General features: G+C 32.9%; 18 protein-coding genes and 1 pseudogene. All 19 read right to left on the bottom strand.

Annotated features, from left to right (window positions below; translation table 11 throughout):
- Positions 1 to 103 precede the first annotated feature (103 nt).
- Positions 104 to 484: an immunity protein YezG family protein gene (locus tag BUB90_RS20550; RefSeq protein WP_073290986.1), complete on the bottom strand. Its 381-nt coding sequence runs from the start codon at positions 482 to 484 to the stop codon at positions 104 to 106.
- On the bottom strand, positions 484 to 1,152 hold the full coding sequence (locus BUB90_RS20545; protein ID WP_073290984.1) for a DNA/RNA non-specific endonuclease: 669 nt from the start codon (positions 1,150 to 1,152) through the stop codon (positions 484 to 486). Before BUB90_RS20545 ends, BUB90_RS20550 begins: the two co-directional genes overlap by 1 nt.
- An 11-nt stretch (positions 1,153 to 1,163) precedes the next feature.
- Positions 1,164 to 4,283 (bottom strand): ATP-binding protein, encoded by a 3,120-nt coding sequence (locus tag BUB90_RS20540; protein WP_084139406.1) that lies wholly within the window; start codon positions 4,281 to 4,283, stop codon positions 1,164 to 1,166.
- 85 nt (positions 4,284 to 4,368) lie between these two features.
- Positions 4,369 to 4,839 (bottom strand): hypothetical protein, encoded by a 471-nt coding sequence (locus BUB90_RS20535; protein ID WP_073290982.1) that lies wholly within the window; start codon positions 4,837 to 4,839, stop codon positions 4,369 to 4,371.
- A 6-nt stretch (positions 4,840 to 4,845) separates the two neighbouring features.
- Complete coding sequence (locus BUB90_RS20530) at positions 4,846 to 5,307, bottom strand: hypothetical protein (protein WP_139241827.1); 462 nt, start codon at positions 5,305 to 5,307, stop codon at positions 4,846 to 4,848.
- 13 nt (positions 5,308 to 5,320) lie between these two features.
- On the bottom strand, positions 5,321 to 7,591 hold the full coding sequence (locus BUB90_RS20525; RefSeq protein ID WP_073290978.1) for a dynamin family protein: 2,271 nt from the start codon (positions 7,589 to 7,591) through the stop codon (positions 5,321 to 5,323).
- A gap of 53 nt (positions 7,592 to 7,644) precedes the next feature.
- Positions 7,645 to 8,568, bottom strand: coding sequence for a helix-turn-helix transcriptional regulator (locus BUB90_RS20520; RefSeq protein WP_242952583.1), 924 nt, complete (start codon positions 8,566 to 8,568; stop codon positions 7,645 to 7,647).
- A gap of 468 nt (positions 8,569 to 9,036) precedes the next feature.
- Positions 9,037 to 12,075, bottom strand: a complete 3,039-nt coding sequence (locus BUB90_RS20515; RefSeq protein WP_073290976.1) for a type I restriction endonuclease subunit R — start codon at positions 12,073 to 12,075, stop codon at positions 9,037 to 9,039.
- Between the two features lie 68 nt (positions 12,076 to 12,143).
- A complete protein-coding gene (locus BUB90_RS20510; protein ID WP_073290974.1) occupies positions 12,144 to 12,710 on the bottom strand; it encodes a hypothetical protein in 567 nt (188 codons plus the stop codon).
- A gap of 53 nt (positions 12,711 to 12,763) precedes the next feature.
- A complete protein-coding gene (locus BUB90_RS20505; RefSeq protein WP_073290972.1) occupies positions 12,764 to 13,159 on the bottom strand; it encodes a hypothetical protein in 396 nt (131 codons plus the stop codon).
- A gap of 82 nt (positions 13,160 to 13,241) precedes the next feature.
- Positions 13,242 to 14,348 (bottom strand): DUF45 domain-containing protein, encoded by a 1,107-nt coding sequence (locus tag BUB90_RS20500; RefSeq protein WP_073290970.1) that lies wholly within the window; start codon positions 14,346 to 14,348, stop codon positions 13,242 to 13,244.
- Positions 14,349 to 14,529: 181 nt separating this feature from the next.
- On the bottom strand, positions 14,530 to 15,468 hold the full coding sequence (locus tag BUB90_RS20495; protein ID WP_073290968.1) for a hypothetical protein: 939 nt from the start codon (positions 15,466 to 15,468) through the stop codon (positions 14,530 to 14,532).
- Between the two features lie 47 nt (positions 15,469 to 15,515).
- Entirely contained in the window at positions 15,516 to 16,682 is a 1,167-nt protein-coding gene (locus tag BUB90_RS20490) for a restriction endonuclease subunit S (RefSeq protein ID WP_073290966.1), read from the bottom strand.
- 8 nt (positions 16,683 to 16,690) lie between these two features.
- Positions 16,691 to 17,656 (bottom strand): annotated as a pseudogene (gene xerA, locus BUB90_RS24365) (site-specific tyrosine recombinase/integron integrase).
- Positions 17,657 to 17,753: 97 nt separating this feature from the next.
- Entirely contained in the window at positions 17,754 to 19,268 is a 1,515-nt protein-coding gene (locus tag BUB90_RS20480; RefSeq protein ID WP_073290964.1) for a class I SAM-dependent DNA methyltransferase, read from the bottom strand.
- A 720-nt stretch (positions 19,269 to 19,988) separates the two neighbouring features.
- Entirely contained in the window at positions 19,989 to 22,103 is a 2,115-nt protein-coding gene (locus BUB90_RS20475) for an AAA family ATPase (RefSeq protein ID WP_084139405.1), read from the bottom strand.
- Positions 22,104 to 22,519: 416 nt separating this feature from the next.
- Entirely contained in the window at positions 22,520 to 22,999 is a 480-nt protein-coding gene (gene rlmH / locus BUB90_RS20470; RefSeq protein WP_073290962.1) for a 23S rRNA (pseudouridine(1915)-N(3))-methyltransferase RlmH, read from the bottom strand.
- A 109-nt stretch (positions 23,000 to 23,108) separates the two neighbouring features.
- A complete protein-coding gene (locus tag BUB90_RS20465; protein WP_073290959.1) occupies positions 23,109 to 23,648 on the bottom strand; it encodes a hypothetical protein in 540 nt (179 codons plus the stop codon).
- Positions 23,649 to 23,786: 138 nt separating this feature from the next.
- A complete protein-coding gene (locus BUB90_RS20460; RefSeq protein WP_073290957.1) occupies positions 23,787 to 24,719 on the bottom strand; it encodes a hypothetical protein in 933 nt (310 codons plus the stop codon).
- Positions 24,720 to 24,723 lie beyond the last annotated feature (4 nt).

Genomic DNA, 24,723 nt, shown 5'->3' with positions numbered 1-24,723 from the left:
TCCCCCGAATAATCGACAGTACAAAACTTATAATTCCTATAATGCATACTATTACAACAATACCTATGATCATCTGTATCATGTGTCTCACCTCAAGAAATATTTATATCAAATATCGTTCTTCCCATCTCTTCTTATGCTCATAGGCCTGTTCTGCTAAATCTGAATAATCGTAATCTGCTTTAATTTCGCCACTATTACTAATTCTAAGTGTCATATTAGACCATTTTTCTTTGTTGGCTAATTGATTTCTAATATGGTTAATGTATTTATCTATATTTAAAAATCGCTCAAGCATAATTTTTCTATCAATATTATCTAGCTGAAAACATTTCTTATAGCTACCTTTCTCTTGTTCAACGAAGTACTCCATAGAAAACGATTCTTGACCATATTCTGCATAGAAAACTACACTTTCCCATTTTGAAGGGATTAAATCGCTAATATTATCCCATATATATTGAAACATTTCATTATCATTCATTATGAATTACCTCCATTTCTATAAAACATCACTGATTCTACACCATCAATGGAATATGTAGCGAGGAATGTACTTGGGCGGTGTGAATCACCTTCATATATCGGCTCAACTTTGAGAGTAGTCTCTTTACCATCTTTAACCGCATCTGCCAATTTATTTTCCATTGCTTTATAATCACCATTATTCAGTGTTGCATCCATAGGAACAAGATTCTCAATTTTATTGCTTCCATCAAATCGGTCTGCAATTAAATGACCTCTCGCATCTGTTAAGCGTTCATCTCCTTTACCTATATTGGAGATTGATTCATTAATTGTTTTTCTATCCGTTCGATCTGTAAGATGTATTTCTCCTGAAGATGAAATAATTCTCCCAAGATGATCTGTTTTATATTCATATCCATTAACGAAATAGGTTGTATTCGGTAGAAGTCCATTCTGATCTTTAAACGGATTACCATTATCATCATAGCTAACCTTGTCCCCAAGGTTAGCATCTGCACTATTGTTTAATGGTTTGTCTAGTTCACTTAAAGAACTTTCAATGTTTTCATTGGAATCAATGTTTTCGACAGATTTCAATGGCTTATCCAAATTCTTTAGCATATTAAGAAACGATGTTTTTGTGCTTTCCATTGTCTCTCTTACTGTTGATAAAGCTTCAAGCATACTTCCACCCCCTATACCATTTTACGCTCTTGAATGACAAACTCTCTCCACCCAGCATAAAGTTCTACCTGATTCTCATGGCTCTGAACAAGGCTACGCATAATACACTGCGATATTGCTAACTGTACTTTCTTACTTAATTCATCGACATTTCTATTGATTTCTCGTATAAGTTCTTGTTGAAGTAAATCGAAATTATCACCGAACTGAGCAAATTTATCAATATGATTTACACAACCAAGGATTTCAGTAACGATGGCCGATAGTTTAACGAATGCTGTATCTTTACAAATTTCAGGTTCAATACCTATTTTTAAATCTTCAACTGTTTTTCTAAGAATAATTTTATATTGTGTAGCCATTTGTAACTCATCTAATGACTGTTCCACCTCATCAATTGAATAATCAATCATTTCATCTACGCGATTCTTCATTAACATTGATAATAACTGTTTCTTTAGATTACGAACCCTTGAGGTCTCTCTTTTCGTATTTGGTTGATATACATAATTATCTTCATCAACATTTGCTTTGTGTACTTTACAAAGAACCGGATCAAGCCAATTATTTTGGTATACAACAGCAACACCTCTTGGCAATTTAGCTAGTTCAGGAATTTGTTTTTCTTTTAGTGCTGATGCTTTACCTGCCTGCTGTCTATCAACTTCTTCAGGTAATCTCATTATAATCTTCGTATTGGTATTTCTAATGGCTGAAATATCAATGGCACTTGGTGACTGATCTACAATAATAAATCCTTCCCCATATGTTCTTACCTCTGCAATGGAATTGGATAACATCTCAACTGATTTACCAGATATATTACTACCTTCTGCTCCACCCATATTATTAGATGAATTCTTGAGTATATTATGTGCTTCTTCTAAAACAGTAATGTGCTTAAATGGTTGATTCATACGACCATTTGCTTCTGACATTCTATATTCATTCAGTTTCATTACTAAAATTCCCATAATTAAAGATTTTGTTTCCAAAGATCCAACTCTACTAAGATCAACAATCGTATTTTCATCAAATAACTTACTAGAAGGAATCTCTCTTTCAACAAACATTTGTCCATTAATACCATTTGTCAAAGACTTAATACGAGTCGCAAGTGACCCAATATAATTGCCCTTCACTTCTTCTGAGTATGCTGAATTATTAATTACAGCTACAAGTTCTAATTGTAAGTCCATAAATGTTGGATATGTACTATTTCCATATATATTCTCTGATCTTTCAAGATCCCACCCACAATTTTCATAAGCACGTAATACTGCATCTTTTAATACTGCCGGCATAGCTGCATACATTGGCCAACATACATTAAATATCTCGATCAGCCTATCTACATGTTCTAATACATGAATAAACTCTGGGAATGCAAATGGATTAATTCTCAATAATTCACTACACTTATCATTCGTTCCATACACATTAACGTTTGGCATATTACCAAATACATGTTTATATTCTCCTTTAGCAGGTTCGATTACTAAGAACTTAATACCTTCTTTTTGCAACTGCGTAAGCATCTGATATACTGTATTGGATTTTCCTGAGCCTGTGGAACCAGTAATTAATGTATGAGCAGATAAACTCTCAAGGTTTAACGAAACTGACGTATCTTCAACACTACCCATGTGATAAATGTTTCCCAGTTTTAATTGCTTACTATCTTCTTGTTCTTCCATATATATATTTCTTGAGAAGGAAACCATTTCACTTACCGGAACACCACTAATACTTTTTTGTGGCAATCCCGCTTCAATCACTAGCTCTTTACCATTTATTAATGAGGTTGGATTAATATCAAAATGAGAATTTCCCATATGCATTTCTAAAACTGGATGTGACATCTTCTTTAAATAACCAATGACATTACCTGCTTTATAATTATCACTCCATGTTCCAATTGCGAAACTTTCAATGCTGCTTTTTTCACCTCTACAAAGTGATTCCATTGATCCAGCTAACATTTTACTTGTTTGGGAATCGTCAGCAATACAGTAGGTAGCTGTGTTCCATAAGCCAACATCAACAGAATCTTCAATTCGTTCTATCTGTTTTTCAATCTTCTTTAATACATTCGATACTCGTCTGTTTTCTAAATTGATTTGCAATGTGCGTCCGCTTGTATTCGTATATGTATCAGTTTTTCCAGTAGTGCGTGAATCAGATAGTGATTCTGTTTTGGTGTCTCCTATAGAAGTTCCATTTTGTTTTGTATTACTTGAAGAAGTGCCTGTTGTTTTTCCAATTGATCCACCTATACCAAAAGGAGTTAAACTTAAAGTGGATGTCGTTGCTTCATTTGTACCATTAGTAGAACTAGATGAATTAGTAATTGTATTCGAAAGGCTGCTACCAACAGTCTTAGTAATTCCATCAGTTATTGTCTCTGCCACTGCATTACTATCAGATTCTGAATACGTTAAAGATGTGGTTGCAAATGGAGATAACTGTGAATATAGCACTTCATAATTTTCTCGTATTTCATTCATTCTCTCAATTGAAATTGGATCAGATATGGTAATTAAGGCAAATTTCTTTCCCTTCATAGAATCAATTACCTTTTCAATTCCTTGAATAAAACTTTCTTTAGTTCCATCCTCTCTTCTTAAGCTTGGAATCCCACTAACAACACTTACAACTCTATTTTTATTTTCGTAGGTGGAATCAAATGTATTCTTAATAACCTCATCCACTGCCGCTTTTTTTTGTAAAGTTAATTTTGAACCTGGAAAATTTCCTTCGAATGTTCCCACCATTGTCGCTTGACAAGTAGCAATTTCATTCAAAGAATTGCTTTTCGTACCAATGTAGTATTCAACTGTTTTACCATCAGAAACAATTGCATTAAATACTGAGCCCCCACATAAGGCAACTGAATTATATACATTCATTAATTTATCTTGATTATCTTCTTCTGAATCAAATACAAGCTTCTCAATTTTATTGAATCTGACAGTGCTATTGATATCCATCTTTGTAAAATCATCTTCCATCTTCTTAATAGGATAATTCGCAATATCATTCATATACTTCTTCATAACAATACTATCTGCGTTAGATAACGCTTCTAATAACTCATCATTTTTTCTTACTTCTAATGAGTCTTTCATCATACGTTTCCCTCCAAGTTCGATAAATTTTTTAAATTATTATAGAAATCATTATTCTTGTTCTCACCTTTTAACCTTGCTGAATTCTTTAATTGTTTTTTACGATCATTAAAATCACTAGTAGAACTATTACTAGAACTACTGCTCCCAGTAACACTGGTTGAATACTGGTATTCTTCTCCCCATTGGATGCCGTCGTCTTCTTTTTTTTTACGTTGTCATTCAATGTAGATTTATTAACATTTGAAGAATACACTGTCTTATATACCGTTTTTCCAACCCTTTCCAAGTGATTGATGCGCTCCTCACAAAAATTATCCATAAGCTCTGATGCAACGATTCCCCAATACTCTTCTGACCAATCTGTATCCTGTAATACTCCACCAGAATAAGGTTGCATAAACCCTGGAATATTAAGTGACTTTACATATTCTAATGTGTTCCTGAATTTTCCTGTTGAAAAGCTTGGATCGGCAAGCGCAATTGTATAAAAGGAACTATATATTCTACTTAAGTCTTTTGCTTCAATAGCATTTTCCAATGTTTTACTTATTTTCATTTTTACCTACTCCTTAAATATCCATCTGATAAATGCAATGATTCCTACAACAACTAATATTCCTTTAATCCACGCATATTTATCTGAATCATCAGTGTCTATATTTACCTTTTGATTCGTATCATTGTTTTTGAATGTCTCTTTATTAACAGGTGCTTCAGCCGTCTTAAACACCTGTTTACTGACTTTAATTAGATGTTCAATTCGTTCAAGGGAAAAATTTTCTTGTAATTCAGATGCAAGAAGAGAACAATACTCTTCATTCCAATCACTTTCTTCAAGAAAATCTTTATTATTATGTTCATCTATAAGCCCTTGAATATTTTTACTTTTGACGTATTCTAATGTTTTTTCAAATCTACCTGTTGCAAATCCTGGATCCGAAAGAACTATTGTATAGAATGAACTTCTAATACCAAAAATGTTATTACTACTTATCGCATCTTCCATTGTTTTACTAATATTCATATCCTTTTCCTCTCTAGATATATAATATCTCATCCAACCTTCTTATAAAATTATCAAGCCATTCCATTTTAACTTTATCTTCTTTAAGCTTTTGCTCAATACTACCATGATTACGAGTTAACTTTTCATTTTCTTCAACTTTCTTTTTCAAAATATCATCGAGTTTATCTAATTCCTTCAAGAAATACTTAACGAATCTATCTGACTCATTTTTAGCTGCTTTTCTTGCATTGTCTAAATTAGCAAAAAAAACTGCAATTACAGGATCAATAAAGTCGGAATAAACTTCATCCACTCTAACCATTTCTACTTCTTTATATACCTTCTTAGAAATATACGAAGGATCAAACCAAGTAAACGGATTCCACCAATGTTTATCCTCATTCTTTATCGTTTCCACTTCACCCGTATCTACAGAATCATTGTATTTGTATTGATTAATAATATCTTGTGCATTGGGAATATCTCCTTCTAAAAAGTTAATATTACTAGATCCTGAGTATTCATCTGATGATAAGTCACCACTAGAAATTAATTCATGCATATGTTGCCTATAATCATTCATAATAACCTGTCCACTTTGAATAATTACATCTTCAATAATACTTTCAAGTTCTGTTTTCACATCACTTTGTAATTCACGAATTCTACGGTCTAATTTCATCATCATCTGCTGAACTTCAAGAGTTGTCATTTCCTTTTTTCCCTCTTTATTACTAGCAATAGAGTTTATTTTAGTCCTTAACTGCTGAATTCTAGTATCTGCTTCCTGCATCATATCAAGATTTTTGATTTTTTTTCTAAAATTAACTCCTGATTTACCTTCCTCTAATTGTACTTTTACAGCATTCAATTGTGCATTAATTTGACGTCTTGCTTCCTCATTATCCTTAATTGACGTTAACATCTTTGCACGCATATCTTTTTCTTCTACTTTTCTCTTAAATGTATCAACAGCAGCTTTTACTTTCGTTGTATATGCATATTTTCGTAGGTATTCATCAATTGCCAATTCTATTGCCAGAATACCTGTATGTATAAGAGCTTGCTCATATTTGTCACCACCAGCATCTATTAGAGCATCTTCTACCTTTTTCAAATTATCACGACTTAAGCTTGCTTGTTGTGATAAATGTAACTGTTCTTCTTCAATGAATAAATCATAGTCTCTTAGTGTTCTACTTTGACCTTTCGTTAAGTCATACCCATTCTTATTCATTCTAATTACTTTGGCCATTTCTGCAGATATTGGGAATATATTAGGGTTTTCTATATCGAATTTACTCAAGTATTCTCTTACATTATCAAGTGCACCTTGTACTGATTCTTTGTCAGGATCAAACAAATCTATCTTATTAACAGCAAATAAGAAACGGTCCTTAGATTGTTTTCCACCTACTCTCATAGCCTCAGATACAGCAGTAAGTAATTCTCTATCATCATTAGTTTGTAACTGTGTTGCATTAAGCACATACAAAACCATCGGCTTTGTCTTTTCCTTAATCACTCTGTATGTGTGGTTTTTGTGCTCTTCTGTTCTTGAATTATTAGGTCCTGGCGTGTCAATTAATACTAATTGAACTGCAGATGAACCAATGTTAGGAATATCACCCTCTATATCAATGAATGCTGTATTTGGATTGTCATTCATTTCATTCATATTTTGCAAACATAAATCATCATATACTCCAAGCACATTATTTTGCTTGTCTCTGTATTCTGCTTTAAATCCAACCATGCCATCTACATCTTTAATCTTTGCTATTGTAGCTGTACATGCCTCATTTTTAGATGGCATTAACTCTTTACCTAGTAAGGAATTAATTAAAGTAGATTTACCTGAACTCATTGTAGCAATAACGCTAACTTCAAACTCTGAACTAATGGCAATCTGGAAATTTTCTTTAATTTGATCTGTTTTCAAATCTTCAAATGGACAATTCTTTTGCATATCGTCAAATAATTTAATTAAATCACTTAATCTTCCTTCTGAACCTTTTGCCTCAGTAAAATTGATTTTCACATCAACATCTGGATTTCTCTCACAGTAATCTTGTATTACAGCATGCATATCATCATAGTCTAAACATGTACCATAAAAATCTATTTCATATTCATTATCATTACAGATTTCATCTAGCATAGGAATTAGATTTTCAATCCATACTTGTATTCTTTCATTCTTTAAATCAAACAATTTATTAGGTGCTTGTACCACTTCTCCATTAATAGCAATCTCAGATTCTACAATATACGGATTGTATTTTAGATATATTTTTGTCATAAGTGCCTCCTCACATTTTTACATAAAATAATATATTGAAATAAAATCATTGCTTATAATATTTTCACATATTCCCCTTGACTTCTTAACCACATATCAATACCTTTACCATATGCCTCAGCTCTTATAGTATACACACCAGCCTCATAATGTATAATTTCAGCTGTTGGCAATCGGTCTAATACCGCTTCAATTGAAGGACCGCTATACTCAAACTTTACCCTTTTTAATTCTCCTGAATACATAAACTGAATGCGTTTACGGAATTCTCCTTCACTGAACTTATCTTTATACGGTACTCTATAATGTCTCCCTGTTGGCTTTAGCTGTTGAATTCGATCAATACGAAAAGTAATTGGTATTTCTTTTGTTGCATCTTCAATAAATGCTACCAAATAAAAATAGTATTCTGAGAACATGATGGCTAACGGTTTCACTGCTCTTTCTTTCTCTCCCCCATCCTGACGGGTATATTGAAATAGAATCACTTCATTTTGTTGTATGTATTGAGATAAGTCCCAAAGAAATTGTAATAATGGTTTATTGTGTCTAAGCGGAACATAGTGATATTGTTCACTTTTGATCATATTCTCGACTTTTTTTCTATCATTTGGTGCTACTTGAGCAAGTAGCTTACCAATCATTCCATTTAATTCAGCTTTACAAAACGCTCTACTTTCTAACAATATTTTGCATATAGCCATTACTTCTTCATTGGTAAGCAATTCTCGTTCCACTCGTACTAAGAAGTAGCCATTCTTGCTCTTATCATACTTAATTACATCGTCTTGTTCCGAATAATGAGTTTCAGTCAAATACGTCCTGAGGTCATCAATATCTCTTTGTACAGTCTTATATGAAACGCCATAGTTATTTGCTAATACTTCTTTGTATAGCATTTCACCTTTATTCAATCGCTCGTACATACTTAATAATCGAAATGATTTATTACCTTTGTAATCGATTAATATATTCAATTAAAAATCCCTCCCTAGAATTATTATAGTTATTGATATGGACAGATATTGGGGTTCAGGAATTCTTAGCTTATAAAATCTTATAACATGACATTTTATTCAATATATTGATCATTGTATACCAATATTGGTGAATAGTGTCAAGAATTTTGAATAGACACTTTCAAACAGTTAGACCGCTCCTAAGGTTGTGGTCACTGAAGAATTAACAAACATCATGTCCCAGAAAATCTTATTTAATTGTTCTTTATGTTTTATTCCAATCTTAATATTCTTATTAATTATACCAGGACAATACGTTGTACGTAGCCTTCAACTTGAACAGCTCTATTAATGAGCAGAAAAAGATAAATACATTTTACATTGAAGAGGCAGTAGCCACAATAGACTACTACCTCACAAACACAGGAAACTCTTCCCGATCATTATTACGACACAACGGCAAGCCTTTAGCAGTATTTACAACTACTAATATGCAGGGACCTCCATGTTTTGACTCATCAATTCTGCCTGTTTAATTACAATATCAAGTGCTCCTGCCGCTTGTTCTGGTGGATATTTGTATTTTCTAAGCAATCTCTTTACCTGAGTTCTCATATAGGCTCTTGCAGATTCTTTTTTATCCCAATCGACAGTCCTATTTTTTCGAATCAATTCAGTTAACTCATGCGCCATTTCTATAAGAACTTTATCTTCCATATTTTCTAAAACTTTAGGATCTGCAGCTAAGGCATCATAGAATGCCACTTCTTCTAACGTCAATCCTTTCTCATCTCCTGCATGATAAGAATCTGACATTTCTTTTGAAAGATTCAATAGTTCTTCAATTACTTCAGCACTGGTAATTAAACGATTGTTATATTTCTTCATCAATTCTTGCATCTTCTCTGAGAATAGTTTTGACTTTACTACACCCGTCCTAGCAAATACCTTAATATTATCTTCTAATAACTTACGTAATAATTCAGCAGCTATGTTCTTATGTTTCATACGACGAATCTGATCCATATATTCATCTGACAATATGGATATTTCAGGATTCTTCTTACCAGACTCTGCAAAAATATTATACATTCCATCATCAGTTATGGCTTGTTCTAGTATTTTAGTTATTCTAGAATTAATTTCATTGGTTGTGATTTTCCCATTTCCTGAAACTTTACAAAGCCCTGCCTTTATACTCTTAAAAAACTCAATTTCTTGTTTTACTTGCTCTGTCAACATACTTCTACATAAGGTTTCTGCTTGACTTAATGCCGTTGCTTCTCGAATATAGATTTTCTTTTCTTCCTCTTCAAAAGCAAATGCAAACTCCAGACCATCGGTTAATGTTTGATATCGTTCACGATCAGATGTTCCAAAAAATCTTGTATAATCAAAACCATAAAAGCAATCTCTCATGATTTCTAGTTTTTCTAAGACAATCCCATATGCTTGACTTAAATCAGGAATCTTATCTTGATCTCTCTTTGTATATTGATTCAGTGCATTTTTTAGATCGGCAGCCATACCGATATAATCAACAATTAATCCTGCTTCTTTATCTTTATATACTCGATTGACTCTTGCGATTGCCTGCATTAAGTTATGTCCCTTCATAGGCTTGTCTATGTACATCGTAGCCATGGACGGTACATCAAACCCAGTTAACCACATATCTACTACAATTACTATTTTTAACGGACTATTGATATCCTTAAACTCGTAACCCAATTGTTTTCTATATTCTTTTGTACCAGTTAACTCATTCCAATCATCATCATCTTTATTACTGTCAGTAAGAACAACTTTAATTTTATCATTCCACTCTGGACGTTTTTCCAGAATGATTCGATAAAGATTAATAGCAATTCGTCTTGTCATACAGACAATCATAGATTTTCCGGTTAGAACATACTGACGGTCTTCATAATGTGCTATGATATCATCAGCTAACATTGTAAGACGTTCCTTAGAACCAACAATTGACTCAAGTGTAGAAAGATCCTGCTTTGATTTTTCAATTGTTACATAATTTGCTTCTTCTCTAAGTAATTCATACTCGTTATCGATCTGTTTCAATAGCTTTTCATCTAGTCTTAATTTTGCAGTTCTATTTTCATAATAGATAGGAACAGTTGCACCATCTTCTACCGCCTGTGTCATATCATATACATCGATATACTCACCAAATACTTCTATGGTAGACTTATCATCAAAATTAATTGGTGTTCCAGTAAATCCGATAAATGTAGCGTTAGGAAGCGCATCTCTCATATACTTCGCCATTCCATACTTCCACTTTCCTGTTGTACGATCAAGGGTACCTTCTAAGCCATACTGCGAACGATGTGCCTCATCTGCCATGAATATAACATTACTACGTTCTGTTAATACTTCCGTTCCTTCTTCGAATTTTTGAATCGTTGTAAATATAATTCCTCCTGCTTTTACTTTCAACAATTCTTTCAAATGTTCCCTGCTTTGTGCCTGTTTTGGTTCTTGGCGTAATAACAATTTCGAACTAGCACAAAAAGTACCAAACAGCTGACTATCTAGGTCATTACGGTCAGTCAAGACAACAATAGTTGGATTTGAAAATTGAGGATTAGAAACAATTAATCCTGCATAGAACACCATGGAAAGACTCTTTCCACTTCCCTGTGTATGCCAAACAACACCAACCTTTTTATCATTATTCTCTATGGCCTTCTGTGTTCTTAGCGCTGCCTTACGTACTGCAAAATACTGATGATATCCAGCAAGAATCTTCACCGTCTTACCATTGATATCTTGAAAAACAATGAAATTACGAATAATATCTAATAAACGTTCTCTTGGAAAAACTCCATGTAATAATATATCTATATAATGTAACTCTTCATTCGCTGGTGATTCACCATTAATTGATTTCCACATCATGTATCTTGTAAAGTCAGATGTAATAGTTCCAAGTCTTGCATCAAATCCATCGGTTATGATATTAAATGCATTATATTGAAATAAGCTTGGGATATCTAATTGATAATTCTTAATTTGTTTATAGGCATCTTCAATGGTAGTATCCTCATTGACCATGTTTTTTAATTCAAATAGAACGATTGGAATACCATTTACAAACACCACTAAATCTGGTCTCTTATTCTTTCGTTCAATGACAGTAAATTGATTGATTACAGTAAAGGTATTTTTCAGTGGTTCATTAAAATCAATCAGTTTTACTTGATACGTCTTGTTTTCATCACCCTTACGATATGCAATCGGAACCCCTTCAATCAAATACTTATGAAACGTAGCATTTAACTCTTCTAGTTTAACCAAACCTAAATTCTTAATGGTCTGAAATGCCTGTCCTACAATATCATGAGTAATGGATGGATTAATACGAAACATTGCTTCTTCAAATAGCTCTGTTATTAGTACCTCATGATAATCCCTCTCTAGGTCAGGACCATACTGATAATCATAACCAAAACTTTGAAGTTCTTCTATAACAATTTGCTCTAGTGTATTTTCATTAAATGCCAACGTAGCACTTCCTTTCCCCTAATTATATGTTCAAAAAGTAATGAAACATCAAACCCATGTATAGTAGGCTATCTATACGTTCTTTTAAACGTATCTACCAGTTTGAAGTACTTAATTAATTGAGTTGTAAATTCAGAAGTGCTCATTGTCTCCTCATACTCAGATACCTTTATGTATTCCTTACTTTCTTCATCTATAAATATTAACGTTGGATCTACTCCTCTTATATAATCAAAAAAATCTTGTTTCTTTATACCACTGCGTCCAACCGTATATTTCCCATAACTCCTTATTTCATAAGAATTATTTTCAGTATATGCTCTGGTATTGTAGATACGCTTAAACTCATATGGAATTGTAATTTCAATTACTTGTCCCAATGTTTTATTGGTATTAGATGGGTATGTAGCCATGACTCCTTTTCTATTCTCAACTCCTGTACTGGCACTTGCCCAAGTTATACTAGTACACCAAATCTTATCCTCACCTAAATGTACTTCATATGTTGGTAAACTACCGCTTTGCCCCGCTGGGTTTCCCCATATCCAATCACCAACGTATTTTCCTTCTTGAAGACACTTAGCTACTATTTTACCAAAAGATTCTGCACAATCTTTTATATTGATCTGTTTCATAAGTTTCCCTTCTTTCATTAAATACTTGTGGCATGTCATTACATACAAAATTCTTAATCAACAACCCAAAATTTTCGTTCTACACCAAAAGAACCTTTTTCTCTAGGTTCAAATCCCAAAATTTCACAATACTTCATGTATTCATTATTTAGCTCAGCATTTTTTATCAACTTTTCACCTAGAATAAATGTTATTTGTGGATTAGTAACAGTTCCATTCTTAGATATATTACTGTCATGTTGTTCCATTGTATTATTCTTATAACCCATAAACCTACTTGGATAGAATCTGTAACCACTATCAGCCTTTACTGCTATAAAACAAGTTCCTTTCTTCAACAGATTAATAGCATATGTATATTCAGAATCTTTCTTGCTTCTTAGGTAATTATCAATTGTTTTCATATTAACTTTTAGTTCCTGATAATTCCTTATTAATTCAATACTCATGATTACCCTCCATATCAATGCATTAATAATAATTAAAATCAAAAGCCAGTATTTTATAAATTCTCTACTTACTAATAACTATTTATAATTTTCCAACAAATGTCTTAGCCAATAATGCTCCCTTTTTAGCTTCCTCATTGTCACTTTGAACCTTTAAGATTTCTTCAAAGGCAGAATACGCTTCTTCAAACAATAGCATATTTAACATGGCATTAGCCAAGAATAACCTTACCTCCATACAATCATTACTATCAATCGCAGAATTAGTAATCCAGATGGCACGCATAAAATTCTTTTCTTTTTTTGCTAACTTTATGAGTTTATTGTATTCTGTTTCAATCAATGGAGCTGTACAATATAAAGCTGACTTGTAAAATCCTATCTTATGTAAATCGCAATCATATGTATTTATATAAGAGAACACATCATCTACAGAAAAATCAGTAATATCAGTACTACTACATATTCCACTAAAATTATGTGGAAATAGATCTGTTGGTATGTTTAATCCAACATCCATAGTCCACGAAGTATTTTCACTAAAACAAGACGCTTGATAAAAAAATACATCATCGCACAATGGCTTAAGCGAGATGTTCTTTCTCTTAGTTTCAAATCGAACATCTATGCCCCAACCGATAACATAGTATATATCATCTTCTTTCACAAGCCATATAACATTCTGTGGGTTTTCTAAAAACCTTTTTTCTATTTTGATTTCTTTTCCTAAATCGATATAATGGTTAAAATTGCACGCATAGATAGCTAAAAGATAGTTCTTTAATTCTAATCCAGTTAATACACAAAATACTGTATCCTTTTTAGCATTTAACTGCCTATCAACCTTACATTGCGGTAAATCCTCAATATTTGAGAAATATTCTTCTAAAAACTTTTGATACTTTTTCACGTTAGGATATGTATTTTCCTTTTTTCGGAAAGTGGAATTATGATCTGCATAAATTTGGTGTAAATACTCATGATAAATAACAAATTTAATAACTTCCTTATCAATCTTACTATCATCGAGAAATTTACTAATCTCAATGTAATTATCCCAATAGAGATATTCACCATAAGACCACAATCTATTGAAGTTAGACCATCTTATTGATGGCCTTTTATACTCCTTATTTTCTCCATACTCTAAGATGATTTCATCCAATAACTTGTCCAAATCATAAGCCATTATATGATTCTCCTTCTCTTTTTTTATCATTGCCAACTCGTACTTATGGAACATACTTATATTTATTATATTAATAACTCACTTTTTATAACCACAATCATCCCTATCCGATCGTAGTGTCAACAAAGAAAAAGCGCAACTTTTTTAAGTCTGCTTGTATACTAAATTAATATTTATCGTACTAATTCATTTTTAGCGCAATATAATATACCGGAAAATCATATCCATCTCGAGTAAAAATCATAGTCGCAACACGAGTTGATGCATTTGGATGCGCCAATATATTTAATTTCTTCTTAATGCCCAAGGTAAAAGAATGCATCTCTATATGATTAACATATCTATTCCAAAAAGCTTCAAAGTCTGCTGTAGTAACATAAGCAACTATAAAGGTTGCTGTTCCAAGTGCATTATAATTAGTGATTGCTTTTTTTATATGTTCATCAATGTAATCCACACTTACACTATTTAATTTTAATCCTTCAAAAATAGCAATTTCCTTATTAGCTTTGGTCAATAATATATCTACTTCTCCGGCATCTTTACCACTTACCGATACTCCATGACGAGTTTGATCCTTAACCTCGTTATATCCCATACTAGACAGCATATCTCTGAAATAATCATTAATAATATTCTCAGAGCTTGCAGCATTGTACGTATTATTCAAACATACACGTTCACCAATTTTAATTAAATCATTTAGCACCATATTGGCAGTTGCAATATCAGCATTTAATCTTTCATCATTTGAAGAAAACAAAGAAGTTTCTCCTATCATCTTTGATGCAACAGATTTTATTTCAAGTGCTTTGTTCACATATTTATCTACAAATTCATCATCATATTCTTGTTTTCGAGAGATGCTATCTTCGCGAATTTCTAAAAGACTAAGTATTACTTTCCCAACAATAGAATCTTCCTCATTATTCCAAAATCTTCTTAGTTTCTTTGCCTTTGAGGATTCCTCGATATATCCAGGTTCTAGATAAACATCAATATCAGTTTGTTCTGCCATAAATGTACGAAAAGTATTATTTGAAAAGCCTAAAACATAGCCACTTTCCATTTCAAATAACTGTTCCATCATAGCTTTATGTTTAAATGTTAGATTTGACAATAAATTCCTCACTTTCTTATATTGCTTTAAAATTTATCATATTAAGTCTACAGGTTTGAGACATCAATTTCACCTGACATCAATCTCGGCAATAGAGCATCTCTCAGCTCAACCAACCTCATATTTTCAAATGAATTCTGTTTCATCATTTCAAAATTTGATTCAGATGCTTTCCTAAATCTATCCATCTCATCATTATTAAAATTTGGTACCTGATATTGCCCTACTGTTTCTCCCGATATTCTTTGTCTTCCACTACTTCCATTCATATTTTTCACTGCATAATCAACAAATTTTGAATATCTAGCTAAACAATATAGCATCTCAGGTGGCGTATTTCCCTTTGCTGCCAGAACAACATATTCTGTTGATCCAAAGGCAACCTCTTTATCATTGAGAAAATTGATATAGGCGGTTTTTCCATTTTCAAGACAAGGCGTTATTCTAGCCAACAAAGTATCACCATTTTGGAATTTCATACCACCAGTAAATAACTTGTACTCCCATCCATCCGGAAAAGCACCTGATGTAGATAACTTTGCCATATCTATACATCTAGCTTCTACATTCTTAGAAAGTATCCTTTTCGGATTAATATCAGATATTTCTGATAGATTACAAACATCTTCTGGATCGTGTTCCATCACCAATTGTTCAAACAATGCAAACGCTTGGTCCTGTAAATTCCTATTTATCGATCTGTTATTAGAAATTTTATCATCTAAACTAGCAAGTACACCACCAATTTTCTTCTGTGTAACCAATTCTGGACATAGAAATGTATAATCTGAAAATTGTGTTTTATTCACAATCGGAACTGCTGTAGATGTTTTACTGTGATGATTCATCACTTTGCCTAAACTCGTCATAATATAATATATAAAATCTAAATCATATTCATTTTCATTTAAAACTATAGAGTTTATTTGCTGATTTGTTACTGATGTTTCTGTTGAAATAACAACTTTTCCCAAATCCGAACCAATACAACTTACACAAATTGTATTTGGAGGTATTATACTATTTTTAACTGATTGGGCACCCTTATCAGTTAATTTTTTATTTGTTGCGAAGATATACTTTGTCGTCATATCATCAGATGGGGTTATAAATGGAATATCACCACCATAATTTTCATCAACACTAGTTTTAGGAGTTTTTCCCGTAATAACTTTTCCAATATCTCCAACTCTAGTTTCTTTCCAGTTAATCATTCAATCACCTACCCAATGTATTTTCTATGTGCATTCTTTACATTACTTTGCTTTACCATTGCATAATGCAAAGTCGTATCTATCTTCTCATGACCTAAGAGTTTCAGCACTTGTTCTATAGGCATTCCTTTGTCTATTGCCACTGTTGCCATCGTTCTTCTAAATTTGTGAGGATGGCATTTTTTGACACCAATATTTCTTCCAAGCTTGCGAATTCTAACCTCAACGCCACCAATTTCAAGTCTCTCATGCGGTGCTCTAAACCCTACAAATAACGCTGGATTATCATCTTTTCTGCTATTCAAATATTCTTGCAGATGTAGCTTGGTTCTTGCATCAAAATATACAATTCTTTCTTTATCACCTTTTCCGAGAACAATACATTCTCGTTCATTAAAGTCTATATCTTCTCGATTAAGTAATACTAATTCCCCTACACGCATACCTGTTGATGATAATAAATCAATCATAGCCAAATCTCTAATTTCAGTACAAGAATCCCTTAATCTTTCCATCTCATCATCTGAATATGTTTCATTAACCGGAATAGTTGTCTTAATCTTACGAATCCTTCTAACCGGACTTTTCATAATATAATTTTCATCTTCTAACTAAGTAAAGAAACTTGAAAGGTTACGCCTCACATTATCTACGCTTTGTTTACTAACAGTTGTTCTACTTTGATAATCTGTAAGATACGTTCTTAGATCATCCGTTGTAATAGCCTTAGCATTTTTATCTATTGCTATCAACATCTTGTTAACAGTGTTCCTATAGTATTTAAGCGTCTTATCTGAACGTCCCTCTAACTTTTTTGTTGCTATAAAACGATTCAAAAGTTCAAATGAATCATCTTCTGACTCATCATTATTATTTATGGCCTGCTCTAGAACTTGTTTTAATTTCATTTGCTGTTGGTTGTCCAAATGCCGGCTCATCTGATACATTATTGAATTAATAATCTCTTGGTTCATAGTAATAACCTCCTTTGTAGTAGGTATATTACCGTAACAACAGCTTATATCAAGTCTATTATTGAAATACTTTTAGTCCGATAAATCACAATTTATCTTATTTACTGTATCCAATAGCAGCAAGCTTTTTACAAATCTCAGCTTCTAGTTTATGTGATTCTTCAAACAAACCATATAGTTCTGTAGTAAGTCTTGTCATCTTTTCTTCGAATGGCTCGCCATCATCTTCTACTTCTTCAATTCCTACATAGCGTCCTGGAGTTAAAATGTAATCATTCTCTGATATTTCATCAATAGATGCAACTTTACAAAATCCCTGAACATCATCATATCCATCATCATTTCTCCATGAATGATAGGTATTGGCAATTTTCTTAATATCCTCTTCACTAAGTTCTTTAACTTTACGATCAATCATGTGTCCTAAATTTCTTGCATCAATGAAAAGAACTTTATCCTTTATTGACTCTGATTTTCCTTTTCTCATGATCCATAAACATACTGGAATGCCCGTAGAATAGAAAAGTTGTCCTGGCATAGCTACAATACATTCAACTACATCACCACGCAACATATTGGCTCTAATATTTCCCTCGTTAGATGTATTTGAACTAAGTGAACCATTAGCAAGAACTGTACCACATACACCACCTGCAGTATTCAGATGATGCAACATATGTTGTAACCATGCATAGTTTGCATTTCCAGTAGGTGGAGTCCCATATCTCCATCTTACATCTTCTTGTAATCTCTCCCCACCCCAATCTGAAATGTTAAATGGTGGATTTGCTAGGATAAAGTCTGCCTTTAAAGCCTTGTGTAAGTCTTCATGGAAGGCATCTGCATTATGAGTACCTAGATCAGCATCGATCTGTCTTAAAGCAAGATTCATCTTTGCCAATTTCCAAGTAGTTGGATTACTCTCCTGTCCATAAACCGATATGTTTCGAATATTTCCTTGATGCTCCTGTACAAACTTCGCAGATTGACAGAACATACCTCCACTACCACAAGCAGGATCGAATACCCTACCTTTGAATGGTTCAATGATTTCTACTAATGTACGTACAATACAAGAAGGTGTATAGAATTCACCACCTAATTTTCCTTCTACACTTGCAAACTTGCTTAGAAAATATTCATAAACTCTTCCTAAGACATCTCGTTCCTTTGCTATATCCGTACCAACTTCGATATTTGTAAAAAGAGTAACGAGCTCACCTAATCTAGTTTTATCAAGTTCAGGTCTTGAATAATTTTTATTTAATACTCCCTTTAGAGAGTTATTTTCTTTTTCTATTAACTCCATTGCATGGTCAATTATCTTGCCAATCTCAGGTGAAGTAGCATATGCTTCAATCGTACTCCATCTTGCCTCTAGTGGAACATAAAAAATATTTTTAGCAGTATATTCATCTTTGTCCTCTTCAAAACCTGAGCCTTCTTTCACCAGTTCCATATGCCTTTCATTATAAGAGTCTGACACATATTTTAGAAAGATAAGTCCAAGCACTACATGTTTATACTCAGATGCATCCATACTACCACGCAACTTATCTGCAGCTAACCATAATTTATCTTCAAATCCCACGTTTGTTGTTCCTGTTGCCATTTTGTTTCTCCTATCTATTATTTCACAATTTTTCTTCACAATCGAACTCTTAATGTAATTGTACCATTTATAATAAATATTAACAATTGATAAGTAAAATCTACATTTTTTATTTAGCCACTTGATGTCAATCAAATGACCAAACCTCTGTTACCACTCCCCCTCTTCGTTAACACATTCCTCCAATTTCCCATTCCAAATCATTGTATATTAAAATTACAATTCCGACACTTTGTTGACTTTCCTGCCACTTAACGACCATCGAGTGACAAAGAAAGACCCAAGTCCTACGACTTGAGCCTAATCACGCATATGTCTTCTACTAACAAGCGTAATAGAAAAAATCTTAATAAAATGCAATCTTATCATACTTAATTCCGTATAATTTCAATGTATCTTCAAAACTAAATATATCATTATTCTCACATAAGAATTTTCCGAATAACTTCTGTGTTTTTTCTAAGCTAGTGATTCCCAAAACTTTTTCTTGAAATTTCAGTCATTCATCAATAGATAATTCATAATGAAAATTATTCGACAATTCACAATTTACTGTAACCCCAACAACTTTATTACTTTTATCTGTCCAAACTTTATAGTCAACTACTTTGAAACTTTAAGCCGTTCACCATAAATATAGCCCAAACTTAACCAGTTGTCGCTGTACAAATATGTCACCCCTATTCAATAGAATTAAGTTCCAAATCATTAACTGTTTCGTTACTGTTGTAACAGTGAGTCAAAAATAGTCTTCCATCTGTATATCACAGTATCGTCATCATATTTATCCATCTGGTTCTGTAATATTTGTTTGAATTGACGTGCCAATTCAACTTTATAACCATTAGGTAGGCTAATTGCATTGTCACCTGCAAATTTCTCTAATTGTGGAATGATTGGTGTCTTAGGATTATATACTTCGCTAAAGTCCAATTCGATATTATTAAATATTCTATCAATGGGACGCTGTAATAGATGGAAAGGTATAATATCTTCGACTTCAGAATCTAAAACTTTATTAAAATCAAAAATCTCAAGAATTTTATGTGGCTCACTTGCATAAAGGTTACGACAAAGCTTATCCTTAAAATCCCGTCCACTTTTATCAGAATCAAGGATCACACTCGGCAAATCATTTTTTGCAGATAGTAAACTTGCCAAACTTCCAACAGCTTTGACTCCTCCAGAGGGAACAAAAATAATTTCTTGCTTAGGCTCTATTAGCTTTTTGCAAATCAGAAACAATTTAATTGCATTAAAGTAATATTGATCTGATGGTCCCTCAACAATTACAAGACGACATCCTTGCAATAATATGTCTGACACAGACAACCCAAGGGCTGCATGCACAGCATAAACCGAATTTGTTTTCAATCTACTTTCCGCCGCTCTCAAATCGTTAGATACTACTGTATAACCGTCTTTGTCAACAAATACGACTTTCGCTCTCTCCACATGGTTTATGTCGATAAGAAACGGTGAATGCGTAGTATTAACAATTTGATTTGTTTTCGCAAGATTGCTAAAGAATAATGATAAATCTTTTTGTGCAAGCGGGTGAAGAGACAGACCAGCCTCATCAAGAAGGAGAATTGCGCCGGCATGAGCTTCTTCACTTTCAACTAAGAAAACAAGATAAAAGCTCATGAACCACTGAAGTCCAGTACTACGATTTTCCAAAACAATTCGCTCAGGACGTACATCGTCAGAAACCCAGATTCTAAAGTGTTTTCCATCCGCTCTGAAATCAAAATTATAATTTCCCTGATTCCACCATTCACGAAAATCTCTTGTTAATTTAGTAGAGGCTGATTGTAAAAGGACATCTCTCTCTTTTTTCTTTTCTGCTCGCTGTTGTATCTCTTTTTCCGAAGGTGGCTCAATTTGATTACCGTTTCCATCAAGTCGTCCTTGGGCATCCCTACCCATTTCTAATATCTCTTTTGGGTCAAGATTAACGTACTCAAATAGGACCCTAAGCGTTCTTGCCTTCGCCTCTGCAATCCCAGTTAAGTCAGTCCGTTTCTGATTATCAATCACATGTGGTAAATAAATCTCTGAATCAAGGTTCCCATAATTCGAGTAATATACAAACTTGGGCATATTAGAAAATACAATCTCACGAACTTCTTCAATTAATGAGGGATTTGGCCGTTCAAAACCAGATTTCATTTCCGAGAAATATTCTTTAAGTTGAATCAGTACTGGCCGAATTTTTGATGTTTGCATAACTTTGCCGTGAATGTCATCGAACACATCATAGAGAGAAGTTGCATCACTATTAGAAATATAGTCTTTGCCCTCAACAATTTTTAAAGCTGTATTGATTTTTTCTATTGCTTCTGATTTAATTCCTTCTTCAGTTTTTCCCATTTCATCCAATTCTGTGGTGACTGACAATTCTTTTTGAAGCAATGTAACTGTTTCACTTACCGGCAATTTATCATATGCTTTAGCGTCGGGAAAAGAAACAAATCTAACTCCATCATAGTCACGAGAAATGCTAACGGTACGAACCGAGTCAGGACAAAAACCCGATAATTCTGAAATTTTTTCTAATACAAATTCAGATGTTATCTCAAATATCGCATGGATGAATTGGGGCTTTTTTTCAGCATTACGTAACTCAGAAAACAGCTTTACCGGCATATCATCAGAAAATACAATTTCCCCTCCCTTAGCTGGATTAAGTTTCCAAAGAGCTAATAGCAAATTGGACTTCCCAGCCTCGTTTACTCCGACTAACGTAGTAACATCATCACAATCAATCCAACCACTATCCATAACAGACTTGTACTTTTCTACTCGATATCTAACCAGACGCATATTACTCATATTCCCTTCCTCCTAAAGACAACTTATTTGCAATATAAATCTACCAAAATACTAATTACATATTATTACTATAATACACTGTATCATCTATCTTTTCGTCATTCCATTTTATACTATAATATATCATTTTCATCCTCTATTCAACTATATATATGTTAAATTTTTCTAGTATTATTTAAATGTCCTATATAATGCGATTTTAATTTATTTAATATAATACTCTTGAGTTAACTAGCAATATTCCCTTACAAGTATACTCGTTTGTCAAAGATAAATCTTCAACTATCAAATACCTTTCCACCAATAAAAAAGACCACCTCACAATGCTTTCACATCAAGAGATAGTCTTTTCACAGCTTTAAGACGGTTGAATCCAAATAATTCGTCTTCTTTTTCCAAATACAGTAAAACTCTACTTATTTATGATACGGTTCCCCCTTCATAATTCTAAACCCCCTATACACCTGCTCAAGTAACACCATTCGCATCATCTGATGCGGAAACGTCATCTTTGAAAAACTCAACTTATAATCCGCACGATCTAGAATTCTCTTATCTAAGCCAAGAGAACCACCAATAACAAACACAACATTACTATCGCCATTAATGCCTAGTTGTTCCATCTTCTCAGATAATTCTTCACTTGTTAACATCTTCCCTTCAATGGCAAGGGCAATGACAAACGCATTATCTTTGATGTATCTGAGAAGCTTGTCTCCTTCTTTCGCTTTGATTTGAAGTTCTTCGTTTTCAGACGCATTATCTGGAGTTTTCTCATCTGGTACTTCTATGATTTCTAATTTACAATAGCGACTAAGTCTCTTTGCATATTCGTCGATTCCTAACGTAAAGTATTTTTCTTTAATTTTTCCAACACATAAAACTGTAATTTTCAATGATTTCTCCTCTGATTCTTTAAATTATCTACACCATTCTATCATACTAATATTTCTTTTGTATAGGCAAATATCATTTATCAATTGTCTCCATCTTCTCTTTACTTTTTCACTTATTAACATCTTTCCCAATCTTATTCACCTGGTATATAATGTATATTCTAAGTGCTACCATGTAAACTCCAATTATTGCTCCCGTCATGCTACTAGAATTCAACCAGCAGATACACATAATCAATATCCCCATTATATAGAGTATTGTGTAACCACTTAACATTTTTTCATTATCACAAGCTTGCTTAATTTTACCTTTGGTCTTTAACATCTCAGTTATACCACGGAAGAAGTAATATATGAAGACTAGTTCCATTAAGGCCATTAGCGTTGACAACATATATGGACTTCTGAATGCGATAACTAGATTAACCTTTATGAGATCTAAGAATGTTAGAAGTATTAATACTACACTGATATTCTTTGCTTTAGTAAATAATTCATTCCCTTCGGCTTTTGCTATGGAATCAACGCCCATCGCTACAAGAATCCAACCGACAAAACTTGGGACGATCTGTAATGTACCTAGCTTTATATGAAAGGTTGCTAATATAAGTCCCAATACAATGTTTTTGAATCCTGTTTCCATCGTCATACCCTCACCTTCTCTATTTTATTCAATCTAAACAACTTCTTAATTTTATAGTCCGAAATATAATTAATACTCTTAATGCAACCATATATAATGCTAATACTATAATATAATAATCCTAACCATATTTTTTTATAATTCTTACTCATTCCTACTTTCTCTCTCTTCTAGATACTGATGAATTTGATTTTCCGTTGTAAGTTTATATTCTAGGCTTTCTCTCATATTATATAGTCGAGTATAGAATTGTTTACCGTCTTTATCTTTAAATATTAATCTAGGTTGTATATCTGTTAAATAATACGGATTATATTCTTGATTCATTATGCCTTGTGTGTTAATAGTAATCTCAATATAGTCATCTTTCTTGAATTCCAAATCTAAGTTATTAAGTTCTGACACCTGATACGTAGTTCTATTAATAGTAATCGTACATTTACCATCCACATAAGGTAACAAAGGTGATTCAATACTCTCTATGGTAATATCATTAAGAACCTCCATTCCTACTACCGATGTTCCATCTGTACTTGATGAAGAATAATTTGTTTCCAATGATGTTTGACCATAGTCATTATAATACAAAATAACTTTTCCAATATCCACTATTGTATGTTTATTATTATTCCATATCAATTCAGCCTGTGTCAGTATGATTTCTTCTTCAAGAGGTACTTGTTCCAATTCCACCATAATTTGATGCAGCCGATATCTACCATACTCTTTCCAAGACGAGGTATTGTATGGGAACACTGAATAATCCGTATTCTCATTTGCATAACAGTTTAGGTCTGGCCTCTCAGGAAAGGAAATTCCTCTAACTAAATTCTCATATTTATTATCTGTTATATAAAACAACTCAATTTGTATATTTTCCTCTTTTACATCAGGGCTAATCCGCTCAACCCCTACCTCCATACAAATAGGTAACATAACTGGTTCTTTCACTCTTCGGTTCCAATCACGAAGCAAGCAGAGTCCACTTGCAATCAAGATAAGAATTACACCAACAAGTATAATATAATGATTGCGCTTCTTTATCATATCAAGTTCTTTTATATTACTATCATCCATAATT

This window comes from Anaerosporobacter mobilis DSM 15930 (genome assembly GCF_900142955.1).
In the GTDB taxonomy this organism is placed as follows: Bacteria; Bacillota; Clostridia; order Lachnospirales; family Lachnospiraceae; genus Anaerosporobacter; species Anaerosporobacter mobilis.
Note: the sequence above shows the minus strand (reverse complement) of the source record. Positions and strands in the feature narration are given on the sequence as shown.